Origin of the sequence: Burkholderia sp. LMU1-1-1.1, assembly GCF_040675865.1 — a bacterium.
GTDB lineage: Bacteria > Pseudomonadota > Gammaproteobacteria > Burkholderiales > Burkholderiaceae_D > Rugamonas.
In genome coordinates this window covers 1-26224 of the sequence record NZ_JBEGHG010000024.1, presented here as the reverse complement: position 1 = coordinate 26224, position 26224 = coordinate 1, and the positions used below count along the sequence as shown (strand labels likewise).

Sequence of the window (26224 nt, the reverse complement as noted above, 5' to 3'; positions counted from 1 at the left end):
GGTTAGAACTTCACGCTCATGCCGGCGGCGTAGGTGCGGCCCCAGGTTTCAAAGCCGTACTGCGCGTCGGCGCGGCCCAGGTTGGAGCGCATGACCGCATCGCCGAGGTTCTTGCCTTCGACGAACAGCGTGATCGTCGGCGTGATGTCCCACGAGGCCGAGGCGGTGATCCACGTCAGCGAGTCGACCTTGTTCGGGAAGCCGGCCAGCACATTGGTGCTTTGCGTGTATTCGCCGGTGTAGTCGAACGAGATGGAGGCGTTGACGCCGTTCTTCTCGTACAGGAAGCCGAGCGACGACGCCGTCGGCGCCACGCCTTCGAGCTGGCCGACGTAGGCGCCGCCCTGGTAGGCCTTGGTCCAGGTCTTGGCGAACTTGGCGTTGATGCCGAAGCCGTTGTCGAACAGGTGCTGGACGCCGATCTCCATGCCGCGCACGCGGGCCTTGTCGCCGTTGACCGGATGCGTGACCGTGTACAGGTAGCCCGGCACGCCGATGTCGACGTGTTCGTCGGTCTGGTAGGTGACGAAATTCTTGATCTGCTTGGCGAAGACGGCCGCCGTGATCGCCGATTTCGGACGGTAGTACCACTCGACGGACAGGTCCTGCTGCACGGCCGTCGTCGGCTGCAGATTCGGATCGCCGACGATGTTGAGGATGTAGCTGCGGTCGAGCGTGTTGTCGGTGCGGGTCGGCGCCAGCTTGTCGAGCGAGGGACGGGCCATGACCTTGGCCAGCGCGCCGCGCACCACGAAGTCGTCGCGCGCCCACCAGCTCAGGTTGGCCGATGGCAGCAGCTTGGTGTAGCTGCCGTCCTGCGACACCGGCACCGCCGGGCTGTACGTCACGATCGGGCTGCTGGTTGGGATGTCCGGCGTGGCGTCGTCGATGGCGACGATCTGGTCGATCGCGCTGCGCGAGCTGGTCCTGGTGCGCACCAGGCGCGCGCCGATGTTGCCGTTCCAGTTTTCGCCCGACAGCTCCAGTTGGCCGTGCAGGGTGGCGGTCTTCTCGCGCACCGAATAGGAGTCGGTCGGCACGAACACCGGTTGCGACTTGCGGACGTCGAAGGTCTCGCCGGTGGGGTTGCCGCTGTCGTCGAGGACCGGTTTGCCGTCCAGGCTCTTGAGCGCGGCGAAATAGGCCGGCACGTCGAAGCGGATGAAGCTGCCGGGGAAGCTGCCGCCGGCGTTGCGCATGTAGTTCGGCAGCGTCATCGGACTGACGACGTCGGCGCCGAGCGAGGAGAAGGTGGTCGAGTACATATTGCAGTACTGGCAGGCGCCGCCGCTCTTCTCGTTGCCGATGGCGTTGCGGTCCTTCTTGCGGTTGGTGGCGCTGACGCCGAACTGCAGCGCGTCGACGTGCCAGGCGCCGCCCAGCGACAGGCGGCCGTCGAGCGTGGCGCCGTCGACGGTGTCCTTGATGTCGGTGCCGGTCAGGCCGGCGAAGTGGACGCCGTAGTCCTTGTTGCCCAGGCGGCCGGCCGCCAGTTCGGTCGCGAGGTCGCGGCCATCTTCGAGCGTGACGCGGATGTCGGGCAGGGCGCCGTTGTTGGCGCGGTAGTAGCCGGTGTTGCGCCCGGCGATGCCGGCGACGACGAAGCTATCCTTGCCGCCGGAATCGCGCTCGGACGTCGAGCGGTACAGGTCGCCCGACAGCTTGAGGGCGGGGCTGGGTTTCCAGTCGCCGTGCCAACCCAGTTGCCGGGTGTCGACCACGCGGTCGGTGGTCACGTTGCTCATTTCGGGCACCAGGTCGCTCACCGTCATGCTGGTGATCAGGCGGTCCTTGATCACCACGTCGGACCAGCGGCCGGGCGCGTGCTCGACGTAGTACGACTGCTGGTAGCCCACCTGCGGCGAATCGAGGCGGGTGGCCAGCGCGTCGACCGTCATGCGGAACTGCGGCGTGACCTTCCATTCGAACGCGCCGGACAGCGCGGTGCGTTTCTTTTCCTCGAAGATGGAACCGAAGGAGATGCAGCACGGCGCCAGCAGATTGCTTTCGCCGCTGCCGATGGCGCCGTCGCCGTTGGCGTCGAAGCTGCCCGGAGAATCGGCGTTGTAGGTCTGGTAGCCGAGCGAGTCGGTGCGCACGTTGCGCCTGGAGAGCACGGCGCCGACGAGCACGCCCATGGTGTTGTTGTTGAAGGTGTTGCTGACGACGCCGGAGAGCTTGCCGCCGTTCTTGCGCGACAGGTCGTTGCGGTCGCCCTCGAAGCGCACCGACGCGTGGTAGCCGGGATTGTCCATCGGCCGCGCCGAGCGCAGGTTGACCGAGCCGCCGATGCTGCCTTCCATCTGGGCCGCCTCGGCCGATTTCATCACGTCGGCGCCGCTGATCACCTCCGACGGCAGCACGTCGAAGGCGAAGTCGCGGCCGTCGCCGTCGGTGGCGAGGATGCGTTTGTTCAGGGTGACGATGTTGTAGCCGGAACCCAGCCCGCGCACGTTGATGTACTGGCCTTCGCCGCCGCGCGTGCGGGACACCGAGATGCCGGAGATGTGCGTCAGCGAGTCGGCCACGTTATCGTCCGGGAAGCGGCCCAGTTCCGTCGCCGAGATCGAGTCCTGGATCACGTCGGCGTTGCGTTTCAGTTCCAGCGATCGGGCCAGCGCGGCGCGCGCGCCGGTCACAACGACGACCGGCGGCGGCTCCTGCTCCGCGCCGGCTTGTTGCTGCACCGGTGCCGGTTGGGCCTGGGCATGCGCGATCCCATACAACGCCATCTCCACGGCCACCGCCATCAGGCTGCGTCGAAGTCCCTTGCCAATTGCTCCATCCATGCCATTCTCCTGTTTTTTCTGTTGTCTGCCACCGATAGTAATAAAACGAAATCGAAAATGCAAGGAACTTTCGAAGTCTTTCGTTAAGCATCGAGACTAGCGTTGCAAAAGTGCCGTATAAGCCTTTTTGACTGCAATCGAAATAATTCGAAAGTTTCTTGTATTTTCTTTGTTTGCTTACTACTATTCTTTTCGCGACCCGGATGAGATGGCCGGTCGCTTAACCCAACTGGAGAAATGCCTATGAACTGTGTCAAAACTACTGCGGGCCGCGTGGTTGCCGGCCTGCTGCTATCCACCTGTGTTGGCGCCGCGCTTGCCGCCAGCATGACCGTCAGCCCGGGCCAATCGATACAGGCCGCCGTGGACCAGGCCGGCGCTGGCGATACCATCCGCGTGCTGGCGGGCACTTACGCGCAAAAGGTGCAGATCTCCGGGAAATCCGGCACCGCCAGCGCCTTTATCACGCTGAAAGGCGATCCCGGCGCCATCATCAGCGGCAGCGGGTTGAGCCCGACCGGCCGCCAGGGGCTGATCACGATCAAGAATTCAAACTATGTGCGGGTGGAAGGGTTCGACGTGACGGGTTTTACGTCGAGCGGCAGCAATACGCCGGTCGGCATCCTGATCGAAGGGAACGGTGCGAAGCTGCAGATCGTCAACAACAAAGTCCACGACATCCGCAACACCAGCACCTGCAAGGACCCGTGCTCGGTCGGCGCCCATGGTGTGGCCGTGTTCGGCACGAACGCGACCGGCGTCACCGACCTGCTGGTGCAGGGCAACGAGGTCTATAAAAACGTGCTGCAGGCCAGCGAGGCGCTGGTCATCAACGGCAACGTCGACCGCTTCGAGGTGCTGAACAACAACGTGCACGACAATAACAATATCGGTTTCGACTTCATCGGCTACGAGGGCGAGTGCTCGGGTTGCGGCGAGAACGACCGGGTCCGCAACGGCATGGTCCGCAACAACATCGCGACAAACAATTCGAGCTCGACCAATCCGTGGTACGGCGGCGAGGGCTCGGCGGGCGGCTTCTATGTCGACGGCGGGCGCAACATCATCTTCGACCGCAACGTCTCGAGCGGCAACGACATCGGATTTGAATTCGCCAGCGAACACAGCGGCAAGGCCACCGAAGATATCGTGATGACGAATAATTTCGTCTACAACAACCGCGAGGCAGGCTTGTCGGTGGGCGGCTATTCTTCCGGTGCGGGCCAGGCGCGCCGCATCCACGTGAACAACAATTCCTTCTACAAGAACATGGGCTGGGGAACGGAGGTGGTGTTCCAGTACAAGGTGCTCGATTCCCGCTTCAGCAATAACATCTTCTACGGCGAAGGCACGATCGCGGAGAACTACGTGGTCGAGGGCAGCGGACACAGCGGCAATGTGTGGGGCGTCAATCTGTGGTGGGGCGGCGCATCCGGCTCGACCAACCTGCCGGGCACCCAGGTCAAGGCCGATCCGCGCTACGTGGCGCCGCAGACCGGCAACCTCAACCTTCAACAGACCTCGCCGGCCATCAACGTCGGGGCCGTCGGCGCCGCGCTGACCACCTGGACCTCGCCGCTGTGGGCGACTTACTTCCCTTCCGGCGCGATCCCGGTCAACGGCGTCAAGGACATCAACGGCCAGTCGCGGGCGGAAGGCGTGATCGATCTGGGCGCGGACGAATACGGCACCGCGCCTTAGCCGAAGGGCAGGGGTGAATTAGAATCCCGGCGCCGGCACTTCCGGGATCTGGTTGTGCAAACTGGCGTTGATCACGTTCCAACCACGGATCACCGCGATCGCGTAGCTGATTTCAGCGATCGCGGTCTCGTTGAAATGTTCCTTGAGCAGGGCGAAATCGGCGTCGGTCGGCTGCTTGTGGGGCAGCGCGTTGACCGCTTCGGCCCAGTTGAGCGCCGCGCGTTCGCCGTCGCTGAAGAACGAGGACGGCGCCTCGCGCCAGCCGGCGATGGCGTTCAGGTGGCGCGGGTCGGCGCCTTGCTTGATCAGGTCGCGCCAGTGCATGTCGACGCACACGCCGCAGCCGTTGATCTGCGACACGCGAAGGTTGATCAGCTCGACCAGGCGCACGCCCAGCGAGCTTTTCTTGACCGACGCCGATAGCGCGATCATGGCTTGCAGATTGGCCGGGGCGGCGGAGTAGAAGCAGGAAATACGGGCGGCTTGCGTCATGATGGTGCCTTTCAAGGAAGGAGGGGCGCACCGTGCGCCGCTCATACCTTGTTAGACGGGCCGGCCGCGCGGCCTGTGACAGCTTTTGGAAAATAGTTTGCGGCGTGGCCCTTCATGGGCGACCCGCCTGCGCGCGGCCGCGTCCGTTTGGCCCTTTGCGGCGGATCGATACGCGCCGGGGCGGCGGACGCGGTGTCGCCAACGCGTCGCCGAGCCGGCTGATGAAACCCTGCTCGTCGCCGCGCGAGCCGCCCCTGACCGCCGCCACCACGGCCGGACCCAACGCCCGGGTGGCGATGTGCCGCCCCAGGCTGCGATAGCTGTCGAACTGGCTCTCGTCGAACCATTGGTCGGCCGTCGTTTCGTGGGGAAACGACGGATGCAAGCGGCTGTAGTTGAAGATATCGGCGTTCTCGCCTCCGGTCAGCGCCGGTTTCAGGTACAACAGCACGCCTTCCTGGGTGCCGCCGTCGGCCTGGTGGTAGTGGATGCGGCCGTTGACGAAACTGCCGCGCGGCGCGCCGCCGGCCACGCCGGGCAGCTTGGCCACGTCCAGCGTGATCGGCACGTTGAAGTCGGTCAGGCATTTGCGGATGGCGTTGCCAAGGTCTTCGAAGCGGTCGTCGTTGTCGCAACTGGCGTCGACCACGACGATCAGTTGGCACCGGCGCCGCACCAGCTCGTACAAGCCGAGGTTTTCAAAATGACCGCCGTCCGACAAATAGACGAAATCGGATTCCGCGTTGGTCAGTCCGAACAGTTCCTTGACGATGCAAAACAGACCGAAGGACGGCGACGCGCGCCGCCAGGTGTTCCCGGCCGGATTGGGCGACCAGCGTCCAAGGCGCAGATTGAACAGCGTCATCAGGAAGCTCAGCGGCGGCGACGAGTGGTAGCCCATGTTGGGGCTGGCGGCCGCGCCGGAGATGGCGACGGCGGTGCCCAGCTTGATGCCGTTGTCGTGGTCGTCCCCGAAGGCGCTTTGCGCGGCGTAGGAGGCGGTGGGGCGAAAGCCGCCGGCCGCGACGTTCTCGGCCGGCAATTCGAAGCCGCAAAAAGCCGGGCTGAAAACAAAGTTCGCGGCCTTGCGGGTCTGCCACGCCAGTTCCGAGCCTTGCACCAGATTGACCGCGCTATTGAACAAATGGTAGGGCCGGGGCACGGGTCCGGCGCGCACCGGCTCGCCCGCTTCCGCGCGCGGATGCAGCAGGTCGTTCAGCGGCAGGTCGTCGCCGGGATCGAATCCGGTGAAGGGATGCGGCACGCGGGTGTTGTTGCTGGCGCCGAAATAAGCGCGGGCCAGGCGCAGCCGGTACATCATATAAAGCGAGAATTTATTGATGTCGACCCGCCAGCCCAGCAGTACGGCGGCGAGTGCGCAGACCGCCATGGTCGGCAGGATATCGCGCCAGGCCAGGTTGTCGCTGAGCATAAGATAGCGGTCGAAGAACAGCGGCAGGACCGCCGCGTCGTCGAAGAAAGCTGGATACGGGACGGGCGGCAGGCCGCCGGCGATCAGCGCCATCAAGCCGGTGGTGAGCAGGCCGAGAAACAGCACGCTGAACGCGTACGGCGCCAGTTGCGCCACCAGTTCCAGCCTGCCGGATTTGCCCGGTTGGCCGGTCCCCTTGCCGCTGCCCGAGCGCAGGCCCAGGTAGGTGACCAGGGTGGTGAAGCCGGTGGCCAGCGACGCCGATGTGGCGTAGCGGTCGAACGCCCAGGCCAGCAGCGGCGGCAGATAGAACGTGGCGCAGCACACCACCAGCCAGGCCGCCGCCATGATCACGGTCCACGCTCCCTGGCGGGCCCACCATTCGCGGCTGGCGTCGCTGTACAGGCGGCCGATCAGCCCGATCATCAAGGTCATCGTCACGCCGAAGACGCACAGCATGGCCGGCATGCCCAGTGTTACCAGATGGACGTTGATCAAGCCGCTCAAGGCGCTAGCGCCCAAGCTTTTGCACAACCACACCGTCAGCAGGGTGCCTACCGCCAGCGCGCCGATGGCGCACAGCGCGTGGCCCAGCGCCTCCGAACCGGTCTGGCGCCACGCGCCCGGCGAGAAGCGCCAGCGTTTCGGCGCGTCCGGCGCCAGCGCCGCGCGCCGGTTCAGAACTTGCGCCAGCAGCCAGCCGCCGCCCCAGAACAGCGAGTACACAAGGCCCGGCAACAGCAGGTAGGCGGCCTCGCGGGATGGAAAGGTAAGCTCGTCCAGGTAGCGGATCATTTCGTCGCGGTACTGCACGAAGGCGATGCTGCCCAGGAAGGCGGCGATCATCAGCGGGTAGCAGACGCTGCGCAGCACCCACTTTTGATCCTGCAGCCAGCCGTAGGTTTGCAGCACCGGCCCCTTGAGCGAGATATTCAATGCCATGCTGGAGACGCACAGCAGGAAAATGAGCGCGCCCAGTGGCAGGACGACCGCGCGCTGATGGTCGCGCAGCCCGTCGACCACCAGCAGCATCACGCGCGGCAGCAGGAACAGCAGCGCCATCCAGGTCACCAGCATGGTCATGTTCAGCAGCGTGTTGCGCACATAGGTGCAGATCAGCGTCCAGGTGTCGGCGGTGAACAGGCCGCTCTTTGGCGTCAGGTAGTTGCTGTATTTGCGCAGGAATTGCACTTCCGGCGGCTCCGAGCGGGGCGCGGGACCGTCGCCGGCGCTGCGCAATTGCTTTTCCACTTCGGCCACGCCGCCCGGCTCGCCATGTATCCATTTGCTCAGCCAGCCGCCGATGTAGCCGCCGCCGGACACCGTGGAGAGATAGTCGAATTTGCTCAGCAGCCCCAGGTCCGCCAGCGCCTGCAGGACGCCGAGATTGAACGTTGCGCTGCGGATGCCGCCGCCGGACAGGGCAAGTCCGGCGAACTGCCGCTTCGCCGCGCTGGCATAGAGCGATGACATCGTGGCGTCCGCGGTCTTGGGCTGTCCGGCGTCGGCCGCCGTGTCCGATGATTTTGAAGGCGTGAATAGCGCCTGCTCGTGGGCGAACACCGCGGCGAATGTGTGCGGCGTTTGTTTATCAGCCATGACATCTCTCCTTGATTTTTCTCAAGTCGTTGAAGCCGCTTGCATGATAAGCATACGCCCGTCGGATGAAACAAAAACGCCTTATGATATAAAAAATATAACTGTTGTAATTGTGAAGATGTGTGCCGTGAAACTTGCAATTGTGATATTTTTAAGGGTTGGCGACAGCGCGGACGGGTCGCCGCCGCCCGGGACGACTTTCACACTATCGTTTGCGGAATGCCGGCCAGCTTGTCCGGATTGCGCACCACCAGCACGGCGGCGATGCGGCCGTCCTCGATGACGAACGATTGCGCCGACTCCAGTTTGCCTTCCACATAGCGCAGCAATCCCGGTTCGCCGTTGACCCTGGCCTGGCGGTAGGCGACATTGTGGGGATACTGGTGCTCCAGCGACCAGAACACGCCCGCCACCCGGCCGGCGCCGCGCAGGATGCGCATGAACGATTTGATCTTGCCGCCGCCGTCGGACACCAATTGCACGTCGTCGGCCATCATGGTCTTCATGGCGGCGCGGTCGCCGGCCTGGGCGGCGGCCATGAAGCGTCCGAGCAGGGCGCGGTGCGTGTCTTTGGGCACGTCGAAGCGGGGTGTTTGCTGGCGCACCCGCTCCTGGGCGCGGTGCACCATCTGGCGGCAGGCGGCCTCGCTTTTGCCCAGCATGTCGGCGATGTCGGCGTAGTCGTGATCGAACACCTGGCGCATCAGGAAGGCGGCGCGCTCCTCGGGCGACAGGCGTTCGAGCACCCATAAAAACGCCATGGATACCTCGCTGGCCATTTCCGCGCTGCTTTCGGGCGTGCGCTCATCCAGTTCGACGATGGGCTCGGGCAGCCACCAGCCCACATAGGTTTCGCGCTCGGCCTGGCGTGCGCGCAGGCGGTCGATGGCCAGGCGGGTGGTGAGGGTCACCAGCCAGGCTTCGGCCGATTGCACCGCCAACTGGTCGCTGCCGTGCCAGCGCAGCCACGCGTCCTGCACCACGTCCTCGGCATCGGCGCGCACACCGAGCATGCGGTAGGCGATGGCGAACAGGCGGGGTCTGAGGGCGGTGAAGGCGGCGGAGTCTGTCATGGTGTCTGCAAATGGAGTGGTCTTCCCTGCTAGACGCGCGAGCGGCGCGTTTTGTGACATCCTACCTTAACTGGCACCCCCCTCCGGACTGGTCAGGGAGCGCCGTGTTTCAGTGATCCGTATGCAGATACGACGGCGTCTTGGGCAGGCGCAGGCTGAACAGGAAGGCGATCGCCATCATGACCGTCACATAGATGAAGAACCAGTTTTCGTGGCCCAGGTTCTTGAAGCCGAGGCCGACGAATTCGGCAGAGCCGCCGAAGATGGCGTTGGCGATGGCGTAGGAGAATCCGACGCCCAGTGCCCGTACTTCGGGCGGGAACATCTCGGCCTTCACCAGGCCGCTGATCGAGGTGTACAGGCTGACGATCGCCAACGCCACCGTGATCAGCGCGAAGGCGAGGTAAGGACTGGTGTTGCCGCGCAGGATGGCGAGGATGGGGTAGGTCGCCAGCGCCCCCAGCGCGCCGAACAGCATCATCGATTGCCGGCGGCCGATGCGGTCGGCCAGCATGCCGAACAGCGGCTGCATGCACATGTACAGGAACAGGGCGCCGGTCATGACCACGCTGGCCGTCTTGGCGGGCATGCCCGAGGTGTTGACCAGGTACTTTTGCATGTAGGTGGTAAAGGTGTAGAAGATCAGCGAGCCGCCGGCGGTGTAGCCGAGCACGGTGATGAAGGCGGCGCGGTGGTGCTTGAAGATGCCCGCCAGGGTGCCGGCGTCCTTGTTCTTGCTGTCTTCCGGCTTGATGGTTTCGTGCAGCGTCCGGCGCAGCATCAGCGAGACCACGGCGGCGATGGCGCCGATCACGAACGGGATGCGCCAGCCCCAGGCCTTCAGTTCGGCCTCGCTGAGGAACTGCTCCAGCACCACCACGGTCAACACCGCCAGCAGCTGGCCGCCGATCAGGGTCACGTACTGGAACGACGAGAAGAAGCCGCGCTGGCCGCGCAGCGCCACTTCGCTCATGTAGGTGGCCGTGGTGCCGTACTCGCCGCCCACCGACAGGCCCTGGAACATGCGGATGACCAGCAGCAGGATAGGCGCGGCGACGCCGATGGTGGCGTAGGTCGGCAGCACCGCGATCGCCAGCGAGCCGCCGCACATCATCAGCACGGAAATGACCATCGACTTCTTGCGGCCGACCCGGTCGGCGATGCGGCCGAACATCCAGCCGCCGATGGGGCGCATCAGGAAGCCGACCGCGAAGACGGCGGCCGCTTTCAGGAATTCGGCGGTGGAGTTTCCGCTAGGGAAGAACTGGCTGGCGAAGTAGATCGATGCGAACGAGTAGACATAGAAGTCGAACCATTCGACCAGGTTGCCGGACGACGCGCTGATGATGGCGAATACCCGCTTGCGTTTTTCTTCGGCGGTGTAATGGGGGTGGTCCGTGGCGGCCATGTGGGTTCCTCGCGAGATAGTTGGATACTGTTCATCGCGGCGCAATATGAACGAGGCCGCGATATGGCTTGCGATTGTAAAGTATCCCAGCTGAAACTGCTGGCGCGTTAGGTTGGGGACGCCCCGTGCGGCCGAGCCGTCCTGGCTAGGCGCCTTCCGCCGCGCGCCGCCAGAGGCACAAGGTGGCGATGTGCGTGGCGTCGAGTATCTGGAAGCCGATCTCGCAGCGGACCCCGCGCCGCAAGCGGGGCGTGAGGTCCTCGCACACGCGGAAGCGCATGCTTTGCGCCGCCAGATCGAGGTGTTCGAGCTCGATGGCATCGAAGTTGAAGTAGCGCCGCACCTCGCCATGCACCGCTTTGAAGAAGCTTTCCTTGGCGGAGAAAACCAGGGTCAGGGGGACGTCGGGGCCAAGCGCCTCTTCAAATCCGGCCAGGTGGCGCAATTCGCCGTCATTGGCCACGATGGCGCGCACCTCCTGCGCGCCCTGGCCGCCGAGGATGGTCTCGATATCGATGCCCACGCCGTGATAGCCCATGGCGACGGGTAGTACCACGGCCGCCGCCATGTCGGCCGCGTGGGTGATGCTGCCGATCAGATCGGCCGGCCACAGCGGTTCGCGCATCGGACCCGTGCCGATCTGGGGGATGTCCCGGCGCAGCGGCGCCATCGCCGATCGTGCGCACAAGCGGCCGTAAAAGAACTCCCGCTGCCGCTTGGGCACGGCGGCGGCGATGTGGGCGGGGCAATCGATGCCGGCCGAACGGAAACTGTCGGCGTCGATCGCCGCCGGCTGGAAGCGGATGCACGCCACAGGGAGCGTCGCCGCGCCGTCGACAGGCCAATCCAGTAGATACACGTGTCGCGATAAGTCGCTCATGCAAATTAATATTCTTAAAAATCAATAGTTGACGCGAATCTTACCGGAGGATCGGCTCTGCCGGTGGAGGGACGGGCATGGTATCGTGTTCGTTTTTACATCACCGCATAACGTCGAAGGAAGTCCCATGCATCGAAATCCTGTCGGAGTACAACCATGACGCTGCGCCGTCGGGCGAAATTCGTCCTGGCGCCGCTGGCCATGCTGGCGATGCTGGCGCCGGCCGCCGCCCAGCAGCTGGCGCCGACGCCGGACCCCGCTTTGCCGTTGTGGGAGGTCGGCCTCTTCGGCGGTGCCGCCTCCACCCCGGCTTACCCCGGCTCCGAGGACCGCTCCACGCGCGCGCTGGTGCTGCCCATGCTGATCTATCGCGGCAAGGTGCTGCGCGCCGACCGCTCCGGCGTGGGCGCGCGCCTGATCAACACCGAGCGGGTCGAGCTCGACCTTGGTTTCGCGCTGTCGCTGCCGGCCCGCTCCGACGACGTCGCCGTCCGCGCCGGCATGCCGGATCTACGTTCGCTGCTGGAGTTCGGCCCGCGTTTGAAGGTGCTGCTGGCCGAGCCCACGGCGACGAGCCGCGTGCGGCTGGAGCTGCCGCTGCGGGTGCCGATCGAGCTTAAAAGCGGGTTTCGGCGCCAAGGCCTGGTGTTCGAACCGCGCGTGGTGTTCGAGGCCGGCGACGCCACCGGCAAGTGGCAGGCGGATGCCAACCTCGGCGCGGTGTTCGGCAACGCCCGCCTGCACCAGTATTTCTATGAGGTCGAGCCGCGCTACGCGACGGCGACGCGCCCGGCCTACCACGCGTCGGGCGGCTTGATGATGACCAGGCTCGGCCTGAGCCTGTCGCGCCGGCTGTCGCCGGACTGGCGGGTGTTCGGGTTCACCCGCTACGACAATTACAGCCATGCGAGCAACCGCGACAGTCCGCTGTTCCTGCGCAACAGCGGCCTGTCGGTCGGCGCCGGCTTCACATGGACGATACACCGCTCGGCGGCGCGGGCGTGGGAGTAGGCGGCCTGCCGCGCGGCCCCTCCGCGGCACGCGGTTTCTTGTTGCTCGTCAACTATTTGGTTTAATTGCCCCGCTACAATAGTCTCTCTACCATGTGTCGCTCGACGGTCCGCCTGGCGCCGTCGCTGCCGGAGGCGAATGTATGAATCGGGGCGTCAACAGCAAGATGCGGCAGCGCGGCGCCATCGCCATCGTCTTCGGCCTGATGCTCGCCTGCCTGATCGGCTTCGTCGGCATCGCGCTCGACCTGTCGCGGGTGTATAACCGCCGGGCCGATCTGCAGGCGGTGGCGAACGTGGCGGCGCTGACGGCGGCGCGCCAGCTCAACGGCACCCTGGCCGGCGTCAACAACGCCACGGCCCAGGCGCTGCTGGCGATGAATGCGCTCAAGTATCAATACAACCGGCTGCCCATCGCATGGGACGAGCAGGCGCTGTCGTTCAGCGCCTCGCCGAACGGCGGCTGGGTCGACGCCGACACGGCCCGCAGCGCCCCCGATGGCTTGGCCTATGTGCGCGCCGCCACCGGCAACCTGGACGCGTCGATGGGGCACGTCGAGATGTTTTTCTTGCGCGTGCTGTCCGAGTCGCTGGCTTCGATGGACGTCGGGGTGACGGCGGTGGCGGGGCGCTCGACGATCGACGTCGCGCCGCTGGCGGTGTGCGCCTTGTCCAACAGCGAGGCGGTCTCGCGCGCCAATCCGAATCCGCCCGCCAACGTCGAACTGGTGCAATACGGCTTCCGGCGCGGCGTCGCCTACGACCTGATGCAGCTCAACCCCGGGGGCACCGGCGCCGAGAACTTCGTCATCGACCCGTTTTCGCCGCCCGGTGTCGCCGGCGCGGCGGCCAACCTCGCGCCCGGCCTGCTCGGCCCCTATGTCTGCACGGGGCAACTCGGCATGCCGCGCGTGAGCGGCGGCGCGCTCACCGTCGGCCGGCCGTTCCCGCTGGCGTCGCTGTTCAACCAGCTCAATTCCCGTTTCGACCAGTACACCGGCGCGCTGTGCTCCTATGCCACCGCGCCGCCCGACACCAATATCCGGCAGTACGCGTTCGGCGGCGCCGGCAGCGGCACGCCGTGGATGAGCGTGGCCCCCGCCGGGCAGGTGGCGCAGGCGACGACCGCCGGCGGCAAGCTGTGGACCGTCGCCGATCCCCTGCCGCAGCCGGCCGGCACCACCGGCCCGATGTACGGACCGCTGTGGACCTACGCCAGGGCCGTGCCGTACTCCTCCTATGTGGCGGGCGCCGCCGAGCCGGCCGCCGGCTACACCGCGTTCGCCACCACCGCCTGGAGCACGCTGTACGGGCCGGGGGCGCCCGCCGCCGCCGCGTCGTACCCGGCCGGGAGCGCCACGCCCTACAGGGCCACCAGCGGCACCAACTTCCTGGCGCCGCCCCAGGCGCACAGGGGCGTGGCGGGGCGCCGCGTGCTGAATGTGGCCCTGCTGGCCTGTCCGGTGTCCGCCGGCGCGCTGTCGACGGCCACGGTGCTCGGCGTCGGCAAGTTTCTGATGACGGTGCCGGCCACCGCCACCAGCGTCCATGCGGAGTTCGGCGGACTGGTGGCCGAGCAATCGTTGGGCGGCGCGGTGGAGCTCTATCCATGAGGGGCGCCGGCGCCCGCTCGCATGCCGGCGCCGTGACCGCCGAGTTCGCGATCGTGATCACCATTTTCCTGGCCATCGTTTGCGGCGTGGTTGAACTGGCGCGCGTGTTGTACCTATTTAATACGCTGCAGGTGGTGACGCAGCGGGCGGCGGCGGCGGCGGCGAACGCCGACTTCAGCGACGCGGCCGCCATGGCCGGTGTGCGCCAGCGGGCCATCTTCCGCGGTTCCGCCGGCACGCTGTCCATCGGCGCGCCGGTCACGGACAACCACATCCGCATCGACTACCTGTCGCTGGCGGACGCCGGCGGCACCGCCATCACCGAGATCCCGGCAGCGTCGTTGCCGGCGTGCCCGGCCAACAACCGCGTCAACTGCATGCAGGATCCGTACGGTCCGAGTTGCATCCGGATGGTGCGGGCGCGGATCTGCGACCCGGCCGACACCGCCCAATGCGTCAGGGTCGCGTATCAGCCACTGTTTTCCTTCATCGCCATACCGCTTAGCCTGCCGAGGGCGCCGGCCATCAACACGGTAGAGACACTGGGGGCGCCGCCGGGGCAGGCGCCGTGCCCGTGAGCGGCGGCCGGGGCTGGTCCGCCCGGATCTTGAACCAGATCGAATACATCGCCGGCAGGAACACCAGGGTCAGTATCGTTCCGGCGAAGGTGCCGCCGATCAGGGTGTAGGCCAGGGTGCCCCAGAACACCGAATGGGTCAGCGGGATGAAGGCCAGGATCGCCGCCAGCGCGGTCAGCACCACCGGCCGGGCGCGCTGCACGGTGGCTTCGACCACCGCCTCGAACGGCGCCAGCCCGGCCTGTTCGTTATGGTGGATCTGGCCGATCAGGATCAGGGTGTTGCGCATCAGGATGCCCGACAGCGCGATCAGTCCGACCAGCGCGTTGATGCCGAACGGCTGGGCGAACAGCAGCAGGGTCGGCACCACGCCGATCAGGCCCAGCGGGCTGGTCAGGAAGACCATGACCATCGCCGACATCGATCGCACCTGGAAGATCAGGATCAGCAGCGTGATGGCCAGCATGATGGGGAACAGCGGCAGCATCGCTTGCATCGCCTTGCCCGATTCCTCGATGGCGCCGGCCTCGTCGATGCGGTAGCCGGCCGGCAGCTTGGCCATCAGCGGCCGCAGCTGCGCCGTCATGGCGACCGACACGTCGTTCGGTTGCAAGCCCTCGGCGATGTCGCCGCGCACCGTGATGGTCGGCATGCGGTCGCGCCGGCGCATGATCGGTTCCTCGCCGCGCACGTCGACCTCGCCCACCTGCGACAGCGGGATGCGCTGGCCGTTGGCGCCGGTCAGCGTGAAGTCGGCGATCCGCGCCGGATCGAGCCGCAATTCGCCGGCCGAGCGGGCCACCACCTGCACGGTGCGGATGTCCTCGCGCACGGCCGTCAGCGGCACGCCGCTGAGCAGGAACTGCAGTTGTTGCGCCACCGCGCTGGAGGTCAGCCCGACCGCCTGCAGGCGGTCCTGCTGCAACGTGAAATGCAGCGACGGCGTGCGCGTGCCCCAGTCCTGGTTCACGGTACGCATCATCGGGCTGGCGCTCATGGCCAGCTGGACGTCGGCGGCGATCGCGCGCAGCTTGTCCGGGTCCGGTCCGCTGACGCGGTAGGCGACCGGGAACGGCGAATACGGACCGAACACGAGCTGGGTGACGCGCACCCGCGCCTCGGGCGCCATGCCGTCGGCGATCGCCTGGCGCAGGCGGTGCTTGAGTGCCTCGCGCTGTTCCTGGTTGTCGGTGCGCACGACGATTTTGGCGAACGACGGGTCGGGCAGTTCCGGTCCCATCGCCAGATAGAAGCGCGGCGCGCCCTGGCCGATGTAGGCGGTGACGATCTTGGCCTCCGGCTGCTTCGATAGCCAGGCCTCGACCTTGGCGGTGCTGGCGCTGGTCTCGGCGATCGACGTGCCGTACGGCATTTGCACCTCGACCAGCACCTCGGGACGGTCGGAGATCGGGAAGAACTGCTTCTTGACCACGGCCATGCCCAGCACCGACAGCACGAACAGGCCCACCACCGCGCCGGCGACCAGCCATTTGCGGGCGATGACGCGCCCGAGCACCCGGCGGAAGCGGTTGTAGCGCGGCGTGTCGTACAGCGCGTCGTGGCCGCCCTCGACCTGTTTGAGCTCGGGCAGCATCTTGACGCCGAGGTAGGGCGTGAACACCACGGCCACCACCCACGAGGCGATCAGCGCGATGCCGACGATCCAGAACATATTGCTGGTGTATTCGCCGGCGGTGGAGCGGGCGAAGCCGTTGGGCATGAAGCCGACCGCCGTCACCAGGGTGCCCGAGAGCATGGGCGCGGCGGTGTGGCTCCACGCGTAGGCCGAGGCGGCGACGCGGCTGTAGCCTTCCTCCATCTTGACCACCATCATTTCGATGGCGATGATGGCGTCGTCGACCAGCAGGCCGAGGCCCAGGATCAGCGAGCCGAGCGTGATGCGGTCGAAGTTCTTGCCGGTCGCGGCCATGACGACGAACACCACCGTCAGGGTCAGCGGCACGGCGGCCGCGACCACGATGCCGACGCGCCAGCCCATGCTGACGAAGCACACCACCATCACCACCAGCAGCGCGACGAAGAACTTGACCATGAATTCATCGACCGCCGAGCTGATGTTGACGGCCTGGTCGGTGACCTTGGTCAGCGCCATGCCCAGCGGCATGTCGGCGTTGATGGCGCCGACTTCCTTGTCGAGCGCCTTGCCCAGGTCGAGGCCGTTCCAGCCGTCGCGCATGATGATGCCCAGCAGCAGGGCAGGTTCGCCGCCGTTGCGGATCATGAACGTGGCCGGGTCCTCGTAGCCGCGCTTGACGGTGGCGATGTCGGACAGTTTCAGCGTGCGGCCCTGGGCCACGACCGGCGTGTCGCGGATCTTTTGCAATTCGTCGAAGGCGCCGTCGAGGCGCAGGAACACCGACGGGCCCCTGGTTTCGACCGAGCCGGCCGGCGTCAGCACGTTCTGGGCGTTGAGCGCGGCGAACACCTCCTGCGGGGCGATGCCCAGCGTCGCCAGGCGCTCGTGCGAGAACTCGACGAAGATGCGCTCCGGCTGCTCGCCGACGATGTTGACTTTTTTGACGCCCGGCACGTGCAGCAGCCGCTGGCGCAGCGTCTCGGCGTCGCGCACCAGCAGGCGCTGCGCTTCGCCCTTGGCCTTGAGCGCGAACAGCGCGAAGGTGACGTCGGCGTATTCGTCGTTGACCATCGGCCCGATCACGCCGGCCGGCAGGTTGGCGGCCTCGTCGCCGACCTTCTTGCGCGCCTGGTAGAACTGCTCCGGCACCTCGGCCGGCGGGGTGGTGTCGAGCAGGGTCAAGGTGGTGAACGCCAAGCCGGGCCGGGTGTAGGTCTCGGAACGGTCGTACCAGCGCAGTTCCTGCAGGCGTTTTTCCAGCTTCTCGGCGACCTGGTCCTGCATCTCGCGCGCGGTGGCGCCCGGCCAGGCGGTGATCACGGTCATCACCTTGACGGTGAAGGCCGGGTCTTCCGCCCGCCCCAGTTTAAAGAACGAGACGATGCCGGCCAGGGTGATCAGGCAAATCAGAAAGAGGGTGACGGAGCGCTCGCGCACGGCGAGCGCCGACAGGTTGAATCGGCCTTCGCTCATTGCTTCGCTCCTGTGGCGGGCTGGGCCGCCAGCCGCACTTGTTCGCCGTCGCGCAGCAGATGCGTGCCCAGCGCCACGACGCGGTCGCCTTGTTTGAGCTCGCCCGCGACACGGGCGTTGTCGTCGCCGATGCGCTGGACCGTGACCGGCCGCCAGGCCACCTTGGCCGGCGTGCCCTGGATGACCCACACGCCGGTGCCCTTGCCGGCGTTGTACAGGGCGCCGATCGGCACCGACCAGCCGGCCTGCGCCGGCGCGGGGCCGTCGGCGATCCGGACCGCGACCGTGGTGCCCAGCGGCGCGTCGGCCAGCCCGCCCTCGAGCACGTAACGCGCCTCGAAGGTGCGGGTCTGGCGGTCGGCGGCGTTGGACAGCTGGCGCAACCTGGCCGGGACGGTGGTGCTTTCCTTGCCGAACAGTGTGGCCTCGCCGGCCGAGCCCAGCGCGGGGCGCAAGGTTTCCGGCAGTTGGATGACGGCTTCGCGCCGCCCCGCGTGCGCCACGCGCACGACCACCTGGCCGGCCGCGACCACCTGGCCCGGCTCGACCAGCGTTTCCATGACGACGCCGTCGGCGTCGGCCAGCAGTTGGCCGTAGCGGCTGGCGTTGCCGGCGACCTCGGCCTGGGCTTCGGCGGCGTTGAGCTGGGCCTTGGCGGCGTCGGCCGCCGCCTTGACCTGGTCGTAGGCCGACGCCGAGATGGCGCCGGTGCCGCGCAGGTCGCGGTAGCGCGCCTCCTCGTCGGCCGCCTGGCGGGCGCGGGCGCGGGCGGCGACGACGGCCTCCCGTTGGGCGCTGGCGGCCAGTTGCAGATCGGCCGGATCGATGCGCATCAGCGTCTGGCCGCGCTTGACGCTCTGGCCGGCGTCGACCAGGCGTTCGAGCACCTTGCCGGAGACGCGGAAGCCGAGGTCGCTCTGGACCCGGGCCGCGACGGTGCCGCTGAAGGTGCGCGAGGTGGCAGCGCCGGCGCCCTCGACGGTGGCGGCGCGCACCAGCGGCGCGCCGGTGCGTGGATCGGGGGGCGCTTTGTCGCCGCAGGCAGCGAGCGCGAGCGGAAGGACGGCAAAGACCGAGGAAAGAGCGTAGCGGTGGCCGAGCATGGGAATCCCGTGGAGAACTGAACAGGATCCTATTTTGTGACTAGTGACTAAATTTGTCAATGGTCACATCCAATACGACGGTTTTTAGGGGGAGAGGCTGCGCAGCACCAGACTGGAAAGCAGGGCCGGCGCTTCGGCGGTGTGGTCGAGGCCGTGCTGTAACAGCAGCGGATTGAGATACGGGCGCATCACCAGATGGATCGCCGCCGCCGCCTCGTCGAGCGGGGTCTTGCGTTCGAAATCCTCGCTCTCGCGGCCCTGGCGCAGCACGTCCCGCAGCATCGCCTGGATACGATTGTCGTAGGCGCGCGTCGTCGGCCAGCGTTCGGTCGCGGCCGAGGCCGCGATATCCCACAGCTTGCGATCCTCGAAGAACAGGCGCAGGCTCGATTCGACGGCGGTCTTGAACAGACGCCGCAGCTTCTCGGGCGGGCTGTCGGTGCCCTCGACGGCGGCCCTGATATCGTTTTCGATCTCGCCCAGGCAGTTGGCGCAGATCTGCTCGCCGATGGCCTGCTTCGATTCGAAGAACTTGTAGATATAAGCCTTGGAAAAGCCGATGGATTTGGCGAGGTCGGAGACGGCGGTTTTTTCGTAGCCGTACAGACGGAAATGTTCGGTCGCGGCGGCGACGATCTGGTCGCGCACGTCGTGATCGGCGGGGCCTCGCGCGGAAGCCGAAGGGGTGCTGGGTTTGGTCATGTGGTTTAGCTTACTCGGTGTATCGAGATTGTACAACGAGTGACCATTTAGTGATATAGTCACAAAATCGTCACTCTACATGGAAATCCCCATGCCGCTCAAACGCTTTCTCCTGATACTCGTCGCCGCCGGTGCGGCGGGTTGCGCCGTCGGACCGGATTACAGCCGGCCCGCCACCCCCTTGCCCGAGCGATATCTTGGGCAAGCCGCCGTCGAGCAGCGCCAGGCCACCGCCAGCGCCGACCTGATCGCGTGGTGGGACGGCTTCGGCGATGCGCAACTGACGCGCTACGTCACGCTGGCGCTGGCGCAGAACCTGGACCTTGCGCAGGCGGCGGCCCGCGTGGCGCAGGCGCGGGCGGGTCTGGGCGCGGCGACCGCCGCGTTGCTGCCGTCGGGCACCGTCGGCGCGCAAGGGGCGCGGGCCTACCAGTCGGTGGAGACGCCGTTGGGGCAGGTGTTGAATTCGCAACCAGGCTTCGATCGCTACGGCAACTCCTACGAGGCCAATCTGAACGCGGGCTGGGAACTGGACGCCTTCGGCGGCCTGCGCCGGGGACGCGAGGCGGCGCTGGCCGATTATCAGGCCTCGGAGGCCGGCGCCGCCGCCACCCGGCTGGCGGTGGCGGCGCAGACCGCCGACATCTATATAGGCATCCGTGGCCTGCAGGCCCGCCTCGATATCGCGCGCGGGCAGGTGAGGACGCAGCAGGAGCTGCTGTCGACGCTCAATCTGTTATATGGCAAGGGTCTGGCGGCCGAACTCCAGGTGCGGCAGGTCGAGGGCGCGCTGGCCCAGGTGCGGGCCTCGGTGCCGGTGCTCGAAGCGGGGTTGGACACGGCCATGAACGCGCTGGACGTGATGCTGGGCACGGCGCCCGGCACGCACCGGGAGGAGCTGGCGCAGGCCGGCGCCGGGTCGGGCACACCAGCGGCCACACCGGTGGCGATACCGGCGGCCCCGCGCATCGCGGCCACCGGATCGCCGGGCGACCTGTTGCGCCGCCGGCCCGATCTGATCGTGGCCGAGCGCCGCCTGGCGGCGTCGAACGCGCGCATCGGCGTGGCCATCGCCGAGTACTATCCGAAGTTCTCGTTGACCGGACTGGTGGGCAGCGCCACGTCGGTGTCCGGCGGCAACCTGTTCTCCAGCGGCGCCAGCCAGGCGGCGGGCGTGCTGGGCTTGCGCTGGCGCTTGTTCGACTTCGGCCGCATCAACGCCCAGATCGACCTGGCCAAGGGGCAGGAGGCGGAGTCCCTGGCCGCCTACCGCCTGGCCGTGCTGCGCGCCACCGAGGAGGTGGAAAACGTCTTCTCGGCGCTGGTCAAGCGCGAGGAACAGGCCGGCGTGCTGGCGCAGGGCGTGGAATCGCTCGCCAGGGCCAGGGGCGCCTCGTTCGCGGCGTATCAGAAAGGGGTCGTCAGCCTGATCGAGGTGCTGCAAGCCGACGAGAACCTGCTGCGCGCCACCGATATGCGGGCCCAGGCGCAAACCGAGTCCGCCCGCGCGGCGGTGGCCGCCTTCAAGGCGCTCGGCGGCGGCTGGCAGGCGGGGCCATCCGAAGCGGTGGCGAGCAGGTAAGCCGCCTGGCTCCCGATTCCGCAAGTCCTTGATCTGGATCATATCCTTACCGGGCTGGCGCCAACCATAATCACCGCACCGCCGGCCGTGGGCCGGGCGCCGACGATGGAGGTGATATGGAAACAAAGGCTTGGAGCGCCGACATGGCGCTGGGCATTCCGCTGTTCGACGAGGCACACGAGGCCATGGCCGAGCAGGTCGTGCAGTTGCTGGACGGCCCCGACGAGCAGGTCGAGGCCGGCATGACGCGCCTGACCGAGGCGCTCGAGGACGATTTCCGCCTGGAGGAGTCGTTGATGGAGGCGATCGACTATCCGGCGATTTGCTCGCACCGCGAACAGCACGCCCGGGTGCTCGCCGCGCTGCACCGCCTGGCGCCGGGCGACGTCGCCGCCGCGCGCCACGCCGCCAGCCTGATCCTGCCATGGTTCGAGATGCACCTGGCCACCGCCGATACGGCGCTGGCCATCGCCTTGCAGATGGCGGGGCGCGCCACGCCGCAATAGCCCGTCTGTTCAACCTTGTGATTATTGTTAGCCCGCGGAGAGTGTTGCGTTCAAATCAAGGCAGAATTGTCCCCTGAGTTTTTCTCGTCGTCGGCTATCGATAAGAAAGTGGGACATGGAAACAATCCACCCTCGCACACAAGCAACGGGACGTTGGGCCGCGACGGCGCTGCTGACGCTGATGGCCGCGCTGGCCATGGGCGCGCCCGCCGCCGTCGCCGCCCAGGGCTATACCGCGATCCCGAACGGGGAAACTTATCTCGATAGCGCCGGCGTGCCGATCCAGGCGCACGGCGGCTTCACGGTCAAGCACGAAGGCATGTATTACTGGGTGGGCGAGGACAAGACGCACAACCGGGCGTCGTTCCGCGGCGTGGCCTTGTACAAATCCGCCGACTTGAAGAATTGGCAGCTGGTCGGATCCATCCTGACGCCGGAGACCTTGGACGTCTACGGCAACAAGGTGCTCGCGCACTGCAAGATCGAGCGGCCCAAGATCCTGTTCAACCAGGCCACCGGCAAGTTCGTCCTGTGGGGACATTGGGAAACCTATGACGGTTACGGCCCGTCGCGGGTGGTCGTGGCGACGGCCAGCAACATCGAGGGACCTTACGTGGTCACCGCCAAGGGCCATTTCCGGCCGGGCGAGGGCAACAGCGAGGGTGTCGGCTATCACGTCGGCATTCCGACACCCGACTACGGCGCCACGCCGGACGCGTCGGGCAACTATCCGACCTTCCTTCCCAAGCCCGCCTATCCGCCCCAGGTGGCGAGCGGCGCGGCCTCCAACGAACTGCTCAACTTCGGCTACGACACGACGTTGAAGGCGGTGGCGGTGGTGCTGGACGCCGAAGGGTACGCCACCGGCACGCGCTCCGCCGTCAATACCGTGCAGTACAACATCGGCGCGACGCCGTCGACCACGCTGGCGGCGCCGGTGATCGCGCCGTTCGCCGGCGCGGGCACGCAAGTTGTCGTCAACGCCAACAAGCTGGACAACGCCTACATCACCAGCCCGACCGCCGGCGCGAGCATCTATTACACGGTCGACGGCGGCACGCCCGTTCCCGGCGCGGCCGGCACGACCTTGTACGCGGATGGCGCCGCGATCAAGCTGGACGGCAACAAGACCGTCAAGGCGATCGCCGTTCGCGGCGGAGCGCAGAGCACTGTGGCGACGGTCAACTACGCGCTGGCACCCGCCGGTTTCACGGCGCCCATCTATCCGCCCGTGATTTCCGTCCCGGGTGGCAACTACGCCGACGCCATCGCGGCGGTCAAAATTTACGCCACCAGCAGCGGCACCACCACCTACTTCACGGCGGACGGCAAGGACCCGGACCCGCCGGTCAAAGGCGGGAACATGGGCTTCGGCTCGCGCGATTTCTCGGTCTTCCTCGATCCCGCGACCGGCAAGGCTTATCTGGTCACCGCGCAGGACCATGTCTATCTACGCGTGTGGCAGTTGAGCGCCGACTTCACCGACGTCGTGCCGTCGACGCAGTACGCGATGTTCATCAACCAGGCGCGCGAGGCGCCGGCGCTGGTGCGGCATGGCGATTACATCTACATGCTCACGTCGAAGCAGTCGGGCTGGTATCCGAACCAGCTGCTGTACACGCGCACGCTGGACATCGCCAATCCCGGCGGCTGGGAGGCGCAGCGTCCGATCGGCGACAACACCGGCTTCCATAGCCAGCCGACGCAGATCATCAACACCAGCAAGACCGCCACGCCCGAGTATGTGTATCTTGGCGACCGCTGGAACCCGGCGCTGCTGGGCGGTTCGACCTACGTGTGGCTGCCGTTGAGCCTGGAGGCGGACGGCGGCATGCGCTTCGCCTGGACGCCCCGGCTCTACATCGACGACGCCACCGGCAAGGCCAGCGGCGTACCGGACCGGCTGGTGTCGCTCAACAAGCCGGTCACCGCCACCGCCAACGTCGCCTCGAGCGCGACGGCGCGCCGCACGGCGGACCAGGCCAACGACGGCATCATCGACCAGGCCGCCCACTTTTATCAGCCGACCGGCGTGCCGTTCTTCTGGCAGGTCGATCTGCGGCAGGAGGTCGACCTGGCGCGCATCGATCTGTCGTTGCGGTCGGTGGGCGGCTCGGACGCGGCGCACCGCTACAAGGTCTCGGGCAGCCACGACGGCGCGACCTGGACCCAGCTGTTCGACAATTCGGCCAACAGCCGGGTGGGTTTCCAGAGCCATCCGCTGAGCGGCACCTACCGCCACGTGCGGATCGACGTCAGCCAGGTCTGGGACATGGTGCACAACCAGGGCGCGAGCTGGTCGGCCGGCATCTTCGAGGCGTCCGTCTACGCCAAGCCCGGCAACTAAACCGCGCCGGCCTCACGCCATCTGCGCGATGGTGCGGCGGAAGCGCCGCAGCGCGCCGGCGAACAGCGCCGCGCCGATGGCGGCGATGGCGAGCATCTGCGGCCACACCACGTCGATGCCGGCGCCGCGGTACAGGATGGCCTGGCCGGCGGCGACGAAGTGCGTGGTCGGCGCCGCCAGCATCAGGTCTTGCACCAGCGCCGGCATGCTCTCGCGCGGCGTGGTGCCGCCCGACAGCATCTGCAGCGGCAGCAGCACCAGCACCATCAGCATGCCGAACTGCGGCATGCTGCGCGCCAGCGTCGCGAGGAAGATCCCCATCGACGTCGTGGCGAACAGGTGCAGCGCCGCCACCAGCACGAACAGCGCGACCGAGCCGCGCACCGGCACCTGCAGCGCGCCCTGCACGATGAACACCAGCGCCGCCAGCGCGGCCAGCACCACCACCAGGCCCATCGACCAGATCTTGGCCAGCATGATCTCGCCGGGCGTGACCGGCATCACCAGCAGGTGCTCGATGGTGCCGTGTTCGCGTTCGCGTATCAGCGCCGCGCCGGTCAGGATGATCGACAGCATGGTGACGTTGTTGATGATCTCCATGAGCGAGCCGAACCAGGCCTGCTCGAGGTTGGGGTTGAAGCGCATGCGCAGCGCCAGCGCCACCGGCGGCGCGGCCGCCGGCTGCCGCCGCCGCACGAAGTCGCCCACCTCGTCGGCGACGATCTGCTGGATGTAGCCGTTGCCGGTGAAGGCCTGGCTCATGCGCGTGGCGTCGACGTTGAGCTGGATCGCCGGCGCCCGCCCGGCCAGGGTGTCGCGCTGGTAGCCGGGCGGGATGGACAGCACGAAGGTGTAGTCGCCGTTGTCGAGGCCGGCGTCGCCGCGGGCGGCGTCCACCAGCGACGGCGTCTTGAAGTGGGGCGGATAGAAGCCGGCGGCGATGCGCGCCGACAGCGGCGAGCCGTCCAGGTCGACGATGGCGATGGCGGCGCTGTGCAGGCTCTCCGGCATGGCCGTGGCCGCCACATAGATCGATAGCGAAAAGGTGTAGGCGATCAGCACCAGCATGGCCGGGTCGCGCAGCAGGCTCCACAGCTCCTTGACGCCGAGCCGGTAGATGTGGGCCAGCCGGGTGGACGGGGCGGCGCGCACCGTCAGCCCTCCTGCTTTTTGAGCAGCGCCACCGAGGCGGCCAGGATCAGCGGCGCGGCCGCCAGCAGCGGCCACAGCGAGCCGCCCAGGTCGGCCAGGCCGAGCGCCTTGTTGAACACGCCGCGGCTGATGGTCAGGAAGTGGGTGGCCGGGTAGATCCGCCCGATCAGCGCGCCGGCCCCGGTCAGCCCGGAGACGGGGTTGAGCAGGCCGGCGAACTGCACGCAGGGGATGATGGTGCCGATCATCGTCACGAACAGCGCGGCGATCTGGCTGCGGGTGAAGGTCGACACCAGCAGCCCGAGGCCGGTGGCGCACACCACGTACACCAGCGCGGCGAGCGTGAGCGTGGCCAGGCTGCCCTTGACGGGCACGCCGAACACGGTCGCCGCCAGCGCCGTCAGCAGCGCGAAGTTGAGCATGCCCAGGCCGATGTAGGGCAGCTGCTTGCCGAGCAGGAATTCGACGCGGGTGACCGGCGTCACGTACAGGTTGAGGATGGAACCGAGCTCCTTCTCCCGCACCACCGACAGCGCGCTGAGCATGGCCGGTATCATCATCAGCAACATCGGGATCACCGCCGGGATCATCGCCGGCAGGCTGCGCACGTCCGGGTTGTAGCGGTAGCGCGTCTCGAGCGTGCCGGCGCCGGCCAGGGTGGCGCCGAGCCGGCGCAGCGCCAGCTCGGCCAGCCAGCCCTGGTGCATCGCCTGCACGTAGTCGCGGGTGGTCTCGGCGCGCATCGGCATGGCGCCGTCGACCCAGGCGCCGACGGCCACCGGCGCGCCGCGCTCGAGGTCGCGTCCGAAGCCGGGCGGCAGCTCGATGGCCAGCGCCAGTTCGCCGCTGCGCATGCGCCGGTCGAGCTCGGCGAGGTCGGCCAGCGGCGCGTGCTCGACGAAGTAGCGCGAGCCGGACAGGTTGAGCGCGTAGTTCTGGCTCAGGCCGCTCTGGTCGCGGTCCAGCACCGCGTACGACAGGTTGTCGACGTCCATGTTGATGCCGTAGCCGATGATGAACATCAGGATCGCCGTACCCAGCAGCGCGAGCGTGGCGCGCACCGGGTCGCGCCGCAGCTCGAGCGTCTCGCGCAGCGTGTAGCTCAGCGCGCGGCCGGCGGCGCGGCGCCAGCGCGGCGCCGGCGCCGATGCCGATGCCGGGGCCGGGGCGGCGGGCGTGTCCGGGAC

The 26224-nt window shown here is 67.2% G+C and carries 18 protein-coding genes; 7 read left to right on the top strand and 11 right to left on the bottom strand.

Annotation, left to right across the window (positions count from 1 at the left end; genetic code table 11):
• Positions 1 to 2 precede the first annotated feature (2 nt).
• Complete coding sequence (locus MRBLMU1_RS20945) at positions 3 to 2789, bottom strand: TonB-dependent receptor (RefSeq protein ID WP_363505194.1); 2787 nt, start codon at positions 2787 to 2789, stop codon at positions 3 to 5.
• 243 nt (positions 2790 to 3032) lie between these two features.
• Between MRBLMU1_RS20945 and MRBLMU1_RS20940 the strand changes: the two genes are divergently transcribed.
• Entirely contained in the window at positions 3033 to 4490 is a 1458-nt protein-coding gene (locus tag MRBLMU1_RS20940) for a right-handed parallel beta-helix repeat-containing protein (RefSeq protein WP_363505191.1), read from the top strand.
• A gap of 18 nt (positions 4491 to 4508) precedes the next feature.
• Here MRBLMU1_RS20940 and MRBLMU1_RS20935 read toward each other — a convergent pair whose 3' ends face one another.
• From MRBLMU1_RS20935 to MRBLMU1_RS20915, 5 genes are all read right to left on the bottom strand, one after another.
• Entirely contained in the window at positions 4509 to 4982 is a 474-nt protein-coding gene (locus MRBLMU1_RS20935; RefSeq protein WP_363505188.1) for a carboxymuconolactone decarboxylase family protein, read from the bottom strand.
• A 112-nt stretch (positions 4983 to 5094) separates the two neighbouring features.
• Positions 5095 to 8013: a patatin-like phospholipase family protein gene (locus MRBLMU1_RS20930; protein WP_363505185.1), complete on the bottom strand. Its 2919-nt coding sequence runs from the start codon at positions 8011 to 8013 to the stop codon at positions 5095 to 5097.
• Between the two features lie 200 nt (positions 8014 to 8213).
• Positions 8214 to 9086, bottom strand: coding sequence for an RNA polymerase sigma-70 factor (locus tag MRBLMU1_RS20925; RefSeq protein WP_363505182.1), 873 nt, complete (start codon positions 9084 to 9086; stop codon positions 8214 to 8216).
• A 109-nt stretch (positions 9087 to 9195) separates the two neighbouring features.
• On the bottom strand, positions 9196 to 10494 hold the full coding sequence (locus MRBLMU1_RS20920; RefSeq protein ID WP_363505179.1) for an MFS family transporter: 1299 nt from the start codon (positions 10492 to 10494) through the stop codon (positions 9196 to 9198).
• Positions 10495 to 10639: 145 nt separating this feature from the next.
• Complete coding sequence (locus tag MRBLMU1_RS20915; protein ID WP_363505176.1) at positions 10640 to 11353, bottom strand: 4'-phosphopantetheinyl transferase family protein; 714 nt, start codon at positions 11351 to 11353, stop codon at positions 10640 to 10642.
• Between the two features lie 177 nt (positions 11354 to 11530).
• Between MRBLMU1_RS20915 and MRBLMU1_RS20910 the strand changes: the two genes are divergently transcribed.
• The 3 genes from MRBLMU1_RS20910 (at position 11531) to MRBLMU1_RS20900 (ending at position 14575) form a co-directional block, all read left to right on the top strand.
• Positions 11531 to 12385 carry a MipA/OmpV family protein gene (locus MRBLMU1_RS20910; protein WP_363505173.1) on the top strand — a complete coding sequence of 285 codons (855 nt, stop codon included), beginning with the start codon at positions 11531 to 11533 and terminating at the stop codon, positions 12383 to 12385.
• A gap of 142 nt (positions 12386 to 12527) precedes the next feature.
• The gene (locus MRBLMU1_RS20905; protein ID WP_363505170.1) at positions 12528 to 13997 is read left to right on the top strand and encodes a pilus assembly protein TadG-related protein; all 1470 of its coding nucleotides are present in this window, start codon (positions 12528 to 12530) and stop codon (positions 13995 to 13997) included.
• Entirely contained in the window at positions 13994 to 14575 is a 582-nt protein-coding gene (locus MRBLMU1_RS20900; RefSeq protein ID WP_363505167.1) for a TadE family protein, read from the top strand. The genes MRBLMU1_RS20905 and MRBLMU1_RS20900 overlap by 4 nt, the downstream gene beginning before the upstream one ends.
• Here the strand turns inward: MRBLMU1_RS20900 and MRBLMU1_RS20895 are convergent.
• The 3 genes from MRBLMU1_RS20895 to MRBLMU1_RS20885 all read right to left on the bottom strand — a co-directional run bounded on the left by MRBLMU1_RS20895 (position 14523) and on the right by MRBLMU1_RS20885 (position 19450).
• Complete coding sequence (locus MRBLMU1_RS20895) at positions 14523 to 17645, bottom strand: efflux RND transporter permease subunit (protein WP_363505165.1); 3123 nt, start codon at positions 17643 to 17645, stop codon at positions 14523 to 14525. The two genes, MRBLMU1_RS20900 and MRBLMU1_RS20895, sit on opposite strands and share 53 nt — an antisense overlap.
• Entirely contained in the window at positions 17642 to 18748 is a 1107-nt protein-coding gene (locus MRBLMU1_RS20890) for an efflux RND transporter periplasmic adaptor subunit (protein ID WP_363505162.1), read from the bottom strand. Before MRBLMU1_RS20890 ends, MRBLMU1_RS20895 begins: the two co-directional genes overlap by 4 nt.
• An 84-nt stretch (positions 18749 to 18832) precedes the next feature.
• A complete protein-coding gene (locus tag MRBLMU1_RS20885) occupies positions 18833 to 19450 on the bottom strand; it encodes a TetR/AcrR family transcriptional regulator (RefSeq protein WP_363505159.1) in 618 nt (205 codons plus the stop codon).
• 91 nt (positions 19451 to 19541) lie between these two features.
• Here MRBLMU1_RS20885 and MRBLMU1_RS20880 point away from each other — a divergent pair, with 91 nt between their 5' ends.
• The 3 genes from MRBLMU1_RS20880 (at position 19542) to MRBLMU1_RS20870 (ending at position 23885) form a co-directional block, all read left to right on the top strand.
• Positions 19542 to 21032 carry a TolC family protein gene (locus MRBLMU1_RS20880; RefSeq protein ID WP_363505156.1) on the top strand — a complete coding sequence of 497 codons (1491 nt, stop codon included), beginning with the start codon at positions 19542 to 19544 and terminating at the stop codon, positions 21030 to 21032.
• Between the two features lie 116 nt (positions 21033 to 21148).
• The gene (locus tag MRBLMU1_RS20875; protein ID WP_363505153.1) at positions 21149 to 21538 is read left to right on the top strand and encodes a bacteriohemerythrin; all 390 of its coding nucleotides are present in this window, start codon (positions 21149 to 21151) and stop codon (positions 21536 to 21538) included.
• 115 nt (positions 21539 to 21653) lie between these two features.
• Positions 21654 to 23885 (top strand): FN3 associated domain-containing protein, encoded by a 2232-nt coding sequence (locus MRBLMU1_RS20870; protein ID WP_363505150.1) that lies wholly within the window; start codon positions 21654 to 21656, stop codon positions 23883 to 23885.
• Positions 23886 to 23897: 12 nt separating this feature from the next.
• On the opposite strand, the gene MRBLMU1_RS20865 is transcribed toward MRBLMU1_RS20870, so the two are convergent.
• The gene (locus tag MRBLMU1_RS20865; protein ID WP_363505147.1) at positions 23898 to 25037 is read right to left on the bottom strand and encodes an ABC transporter permease; all 1140 of its coding nucleotides are present in this window, start codon (positions 25035 to 25037) and stop codon (positions 23898 to 23900) included.
• A 2-nt stretch (positions 25038 to 25039) separates the two neighbouring features.
• On the bottom strand, positions 25040 to 26224 hold a 1185-nt coding region (locus MRBLMU1_RS20860), incomplete at its 5' end, for an ABC transporter permease (RefSeq protein ID WP_363505144.1).

Coding starts and splice junctions, on each gene's coding strand:
- MRBLMU1_RS20945 (WP_363505194.1), bottom strand. CDS start 2,789: ATGGATGGAGCAATTGGCAAGGGACTTCGACGCAGCCTGATGGCGGTG.
- MRBLMU1_RS20940 (WP_363505191.1), top strand. CDS start 3,033: ATGAACTGTGTCAAAACTACTGCGGGCCGCGTGGTTGCCGGCCTGCTG.
- MRBLMU1_RS20935 (WP_363505188.1), bottom strand. CDS start 4,982: ATGACGCAAGCCGCCCGTATTTCCTGCTTCTACTCCGCCGCCCCGGCC.
- MRBLMU1_RS20930 (WP_363505185.1), bottom strand. CDS start 8,013: ATGGCTGATAAACAAACGCCGCACACATTCGCCGCGGTGTTCGCCCAC.
- MRBLMU1_RS20925 (WP_363505182.1), bottom strand. CDS start 9,086: ATGACAGACTCCGCCGCCTTCACCGCCCTCAGACCCCGCCTGTTCGCC.
- MRBLMU1_RS20920 (WP_363505179.1), bottom strand. CDS start 10,494: ATGGCCGCCACGGACCACCCCCATTACACCGCCGAAGAAAAACGCAAG.
- MRBLMU1_RS20910 (WP_363505173.1), top strand. CDS start 11,531: ATGACGCTGCGCCGTCGGGCGAAATTCGTCCTGGCGCCGCTGGCCATG.
- MRBLMU1_RS20905 (WP_363505170.1), top strand. CDS start 12,528: ATGAATCGGGGCGTCAACAGCAAGATGCGGCAGCGCGGCGCCATCGCC.
- MRBLMU1_RS20900 (WP_363505167.1), top strand. CDS start 13,994: ATGAGGGGCGCCGGCGCCCGCTCGCATGCCGGCGCCGTGACCGCCGAG.
- MRBLMU1_RS20895 (WP_363505165.1), bottom strand. CDS start 17,645: ATGAGCGAAGGCCGATTCAACCTGTCGGCGCTCGCCGTGCGCGAGCGC.
- MRBLMU1_RS20890 (WP_363505162.1), bottom strand. CDS start 18,748: ATGCTCGGCCACCGCTACGCTCTTTCCTCGGTCTTTGCCGTCCTTCCG.
- MRBLMU1_RS20885 (WP_363505159.1), bottom strand. CDS start 19,450: ATGACCAAACCCAGCACCCCTTCGGCTTCCGCGCGAGGCCCCGCCGAT.
- MRBLMU1_RS20880 (WP_363505156.1), top strand. CDS start 19,542: ATGCCGCTCAAACGCTTTCTCCTGATACTCGTCGCCGCCGGTGCGGCG.
- MRBLMU1_RS20875 (WP_363505153.1), top strand. CDS start 21,149: ATGGAAACAAAGGCTTGGAGCGCCGACATGGCGCTGGGCATTCCGCTG.
- MRBLMU1_RS20870 (WP_363505150.1), top strand. CDS start 21,654: ATGGAAACAATCCACCCTCGCACACAAGCAACGGGACGTTGGGCCGCG.